The organism is Verrucosispora sp. SN26_14.1, from assembly GCF_004307965.1.
Taxonomy (GTDB): Bacteria; Actinomycetota; Actinomycetes; order Mycobacteriales; family Micromonosporaceae; genus Micromonospora.
The window spans coordinates 1-4,823 of the sequence record NZ_SISL01000446.1 but is presented as its reverse complement, the minus strand read 5'-3'; the positions used below and the strand labels follow the sequence as shown (position 1 = coordinate 4,823).

The following is a 4,823-nucleotide window of genomic DNA, read 5'->3' as shown; positions in this document are numbered from 1 at the left end:
GCGCGGACCGGCCGCGCTCGCGCTCGGCGCCCGGGGCGACACCCGGGCGGTGCCGACGCTTGTCGGTCTCGTGGTCGAGGGTCCCAACGACGTCGAGGCGGCCGAACTGCTGGGCACCCTCGCCGAGGACGCGACGTGGGCGGAACGGATCATGACTGCACTGGCCGACGAACTCGCCGATCCGGGCGCGGACTCGGCGGCGCGGATGCGGCTGACCCAGGCCCTCGCCGAGATGCCGGGGACCCTCGCGGCGGACACGCTGCGCCGGTTGACCCGCGACGACGACCGGCCGGTGGCGCTCGTCGCCTCGGCCCTGCTCGCCGTCCTCGACGGGCGCGACGGCGACGCCCGGAGCGCCGCGACCTGACGCCGGGTCAGGCCGGGACGTGCCCGTTCAGGTACGCGTTGATCTGGTCGATCTCCAACTGGTTGAAGATCTCGGGTTGGTCGGCGGCCTGGTTCGAGTTGATGATCCGCTTGAACAGGTTGTAGTGGGCCATCGACCGCAGCCCGATCACGCGGTTGGGGGTGACCAGGTAGCCGGTGCCGCCGGTGCTCCAGATGAGGTACATGAGTCCGTCCTTGGTGAGAATCGCGGGTGGCTGGCCGGGTGCCCCGGCGTAGGGAGCGCCGGTGAGGATCGACTCGGGGTCCACGCGGTGCCCGTTCGGATGGAAGATCTCCAGGTGCAGGTGCGGCCCGGTGGAGCGGCCCGTCGACCCGACGTTGCCGAGGTGCTGCCCGGCCGCGAGCTGCGCGCCGACCCGCACCACGGGTACGTCCCGCAGGTGACCGTAGACGCTGCGCCACCCGTCGGCGTGGGTGACCGTGGCGTGGTGACCGAGCCCGGCGGCGCTGTAGGTGACGCCGGTGACGGTGCCGGCCGCGATCGACCGGACCGGATAGCCGAGGATGCCGCCGTCGCTGTAGTCGGTGCCGTTGTGCTGCCGCCGCTCGCCGGTGATCGGGTCGACCCGTACGCCGAACGACGAGGTGATCGGGACCCACTTGTCGAACGGTCGGTTCCAGCGGGGCGTCGCCCCGTACGCCGCCTCGGCGAGCCACGCCTCCGGGATCACGCCGACGGCGAGGGTGGCGGTGATCAGGCCCAGCAGGCGCCGGCGATCGATCAGGTGACCTTCGTCCACAACTGCTCCAGCCGGTAGCCGGGACACGTCGGCCGACACCGTCGAAGCCACAACGACGATCTTCGATCGAACGGGGTTTGGAGTCTAGGTCACCACGGTGCCGGGACGCCACCCCTCAGGCGGTCGCACCGCCGTCGATCGCGATCGACGCACCGGTGATGTGCCGGCCGCCGTCACCCACCAGGTGACTGACGGTCGCGGCCACGTCGGCCGGCGACGCGTACCGCCCGAGGGCGATCTGCGTCCGCTGCGCGTCCGCACCGTCGCTGTCGGCCGGATTCATGTCGGTGTCGGTCGAGCCGGGCAGGATCAGGTTGACGGTGATGCCACGCGGGCCGAGTTCGCGGGCCAGGGCCCGGGTCAGCCCGTTCACCGCGCTCTTGGTCATCGCGTACGCGCTGACTCCGGGCGCGGGGACACGACTGGCGAAGCTGCTGCCGATGTTGACGATCCGCCCACCATCGCCCATGTGCCGCACCGCCGCCTGGGTGGCCAGGTACACCCCGCGTACGTTCACCGCGACCGCCCGGTCCAGCGCGTCGAAGCTGACCGACTCGATCGGCCCACCCGCGAACACCCCTGCGTTGTTGACCAGGATGTCCAGCCGCCCCAACTCGGCCACCGTCCGGTCCACCGCGTCGATCACCGCCGTCGGATCGGCGCTGTCCGCGCTGAGCGACAAGCCGGTCCGCCCGTACGCCTCGATGTCGGCCAGGACGGACTTCGCGTTGTCCCCCGCCGTGCGGTAGGTGAACGCGACGTCGATCCCGTCCTCGGCGAGGCGGCGCGCGACGGCGGCGCCGATGCCCCGGCTCCCGCCCGTGACCAGGGCGACCCTGCCGGCAGTTCTGACCGTCATCCCGCAATCCTGACAGTTCACTCAGGATTGCGATCATCCGGGTCGCCTGTGACGACTGGCCTTCCCGGGCTCCTCGTCCGGCGAGCCGCCGGGCACCCCGCACCGTAAGAAATCCGAAATAGACTGACAGCGCCGGTGGAGTTTCCGCCGACATAGGCTCCGGCGATGACGCGCAAACCCCTGACCTGGCTCCTCGCCGTCCTGCTGGGCGCAGGCGCGGCATTCGGTCTCTACTGGTTCCAACCGTGGAAGCTGTTCACCAACCAGGTGGTCGCCGAGACACTGCCGGAGGTCGGCGCACCCGCGCCCGAGGGTTCGCCGGCAGCGGCCGGGTCCCCCTCCGCCCAGGCGTCACCTTCCGCCGCCGACGTCTCCGTCGCGCCGAGTCCGAGGAACAGGCTGCTGGCCAGCGGAGAGTTCGTCACCCACGAACACGAGACCACCGGCACCGCCCGACTGATCCGGCTCGCGGACGGCAGTCACCGGCTGGCACTCCAGGACCTGTCCACCTCCAACGGCCCCGACCTGCGAGTCTGGCTCACCGACCAGCCGGTGATCGCCGGCCGGGACGGCTGGCACGTCTTCGACGACGGGCGATGGCTCGAACTCGACCGGCTCAAGGGAAACCGGGGCGACCAGGTGTACGACATCCCCGCCGACGCGAATCTCGACGACTTCCGCAGCGTCTCGATCTGGTGCAAGCGGTTCTCGGTGTCCTTCGGCGCGGCCGAACTCCGCAAACCGTCCTGACCTGCTCCGCGCCCGGTGCTCCGACGCCGGCCGCAGAACATCGAGGCGAACGGGTCGACACCTGTCGGTGTGTAGGCAGACGGCATGTCGGGTACCTCGCGCCTGACACCCCTTACCCCTGCCCAGGAGGACTCCATGACCGTCGTACTCGCCGTTGTCTGCAGCGACGGGGTGGTGATCGGCGCGGACTCCCAGATCACCGAGAGCGACCGTGGTCTGAGCTTCCCCGCCCAGAAGCTGCATCCGCTGGGCTCCTCCGCCGCCTGGGGCGGCAGTGGCGCGCGGGGCGTACTCAACGACCTGCGTCCCCTCCTGGAGGAATCGGCCACCGCCATCCTCGAAGCCCCCGACATCGGCGACGAGTTGCAGGAGCGCGTCCTGCCCATCTTCAAGAAGCACTACAAGAACTACATCCCGGACGTGCCCGGCGAGCCCAACGGCGGCGGGGTGTCGGCGTACCTGCTCGCGGTCGGCTTCAGCCAGGGCGGGCCGTGGATCGTGGAGATCAACCCAAACGGGCTCATCGGCCGCTACGAGGACGTGGGCTTCCACGCCATCGGCTCCGGCGCCCCCATGGCCCAGCAGGCCGGCGCGCTGCTGTCCCACTTCCGGATGACCACGCGCACCGTCGAGTACGGCGTGGTGGGCGTGGTACGGGTGCTGGAGGCGCTGGAGCGGACCTCGCCGTCGGTCGGCGGGCCGTTCAGCGTCGCGTGCATCCGTGAGGAGGGCGCCCACCACCTCGACGAGAAGGAGATCGCCAAGGCGCTGAAGGACGCCCAGCGCTGGCGCGAACTCGAACAGAAGGCGCTCGACGGGCTGTTCGACTGACACCGGGACCTCGTTCGTGATGACTCAGCGCAGCGCGGCGGCCACGGTGGCGATGCCCTCCTCGATGGCCGAGGCGGAGTTGGCCGCGTAGCCGAGGACCAGGCCGGGCGGGTACGGCCGGCGGCAGTGCCAGGACAACGGCTGCACCTTCACCCCACGGGCGAGAGTCGCCGCCGCCAACTCGGTGTCCACCACGTTGCCGTCCAGGGTGACGGTCAGGTGCAGCCCGGCCGCTGCTCCGTGCACGGTCGCCCTGGGCAGGTGACGTGCCAGGGCGGCGATCATCGCGTCCCGGCGGCGTACGTGCCGGCGGCGCAGCAGCCGCAGTTGCCGTTCCAGCGCCCCTGAGGTGATCAGCTCGGCGAGGACCAGTTGCGGCAGAATCGCGTTGCCCAGGTCGGCGTTGCGTTTGGCGGCCACCACGGGGTCCCGGTACCGGTGGGGCACCAGCAGCCAACCGATCCGCAGCGCCGGGGCGAGCAGCTTCGACACGCTGCCGGCGTAGCAGACCCGCTCCGGCAGGGTGGCCCGCAGCGCGGGCACCGGCGGGCGGTCGTAGCGGTGCTCGGCGTCGTAGTCGTCCTCGATGACCAGACCGCCGCTGCGGGCCCAGTCGGCGAGCCGGCGGCGCCGCTCGCCGTCGAGCACCACGCCGGTCGGGAACTGGTGCGCGGGGGTGAGCATCACCGCGGGTGCCCCGCTGGCGGCCAGTTCGTCCACCCGCAGTCCGGCGGCGTCGACCGGGATCGGCACCGTGTCGAGCCGCCAGTTGTCGAGATGTTGCCGGACGCCGAGGGAGCCGGGGTCTTCCACGCCGACGGTGGTGATGCCGTCGTCCGGCAGCACCTGGGCGAGCAGGCCGAGCGCCTGCGACACCCCGGTGGTGACGATCACCTCGGCCGGGTCGACGCTGATCCCCCGGTTGAGGGCCAGCCACCCGGCGACGGCGCGGCGCAGCGTCGGCGTCCCGCACGGGTCGCCGTAGCCGAGGTCCGATGCGGCCAGCCGCCCCAGCACCACCTTCTCGGCCCGCAGCCAGGCCGCGCGGGGAAACGCCGCCAGATCGGGTACGCCGGGTGTCAGGTCGATCCGCGCCGGGGCGGCGCGTACCGCGTCGAAGGCGTCCGGGCCGGGTACCTGCGGGAACAGGACGGTGTCGTCCGACGATCGGACACCGGGTGTCCCCGAGGTCCGCGCCCCGCACCCCGTCCCGGCGCCCGGCGGCGCCGCGACTC

The 4,823-nt window shown here is 71.7% G+C and carries 5 protein-coding genes and 1 pseudogene; 3 read left to right on the top strand and 3 right to left on the bottom strand.

Going from position 1 to position 4,823, the window contains the following annotated elements; all coding sequences use genetic code 11:
- Positions 1-367: pseudogene (locus EYA84_RS32690) on the top strand (MerR family transcriptional regulator); the annotation flags it as partial.
- 7 nt (positions 368-374) lie between these two features.
- On the opposite strand, the gene EYA84_RS26670 reads toward EYA84_RS32690, so the two are convergent.
- Both EYA84_RS26670 and EYA84_RS26665 read right to left on the bottom strand, forming a co-directional pair.
- Positions 375-1,148 carry a M23 family metallopeptidase gene (locus tag EYA84_RS26670; protein ID WP_161595050.1) on the bottom strand — a complete coding sequence of 258 codons (774 nt, stop codon included), beginning with the start codon at positions 1,146-1,148 and terminating at the stop codon, positions 375-377.
- Positions 1,149-1,263: 115 nt separating this feature from the next.
- The gene (locus EYA84_RS26665) at positions 1,264-2,007 is read right to left on the bottom strand and encodes an SDR family NAD(P)-dependent oxidoreductase (protein ID WP_131056446.1); all 744 of its coding nucleotides are present in this window, start codon (positions 2,005-2,007) and stop codon (positions 1,264-1,266) included.
- A 165-nt stretch (positions 2,008-2,172) separates the two neighbouring features.
- Between EYA84_RS26665 and EYA84_RS26660 the strand changes: the two genes are divergently transcribed.
- Together EYA84_RS26660 and EYA84_RS26655 are read left to right on the top strand one after the other, a co-directional pair.
- Positions 2,173-2,757 carry a DM13 domain-containing protein gene (locus tag EYA84_RS26660; RefSeq protein WP_131056444.1) on the top strand — a complete coding sequence of 195 codons (585 nt, stop codon included), beginning with the start codon at positions 2,173-2,175 and terminating at the stop codon, positions 2,755-2,757.
- A gap of 135 nt (positions 2,758-2,892) precedes the next feature.
- Positions 2,893-3,588, top strand: coding sequence for a proteasome protein (locus EYA84_RS26655; RefSeq protein WP_131056442.1), 696 nt, complete (start codon positions 2,893-2,895; stop codon positions 3,586-3,588).
- A gap of 24 nt (positions 3,589-3,612) precedes the next feature.
- Here the strand turns inward: EYA84_RS26655 and EYA84_RS26650 are convergent.
- Positions 3,613-4,823 (bottom strand): PLP-dependent aminotransferase family protein (locus EYA84_RS26650; protein ID WP_131056441.1); only part of this gene is annotated, 1,211 nt, incomplete at its 5' end.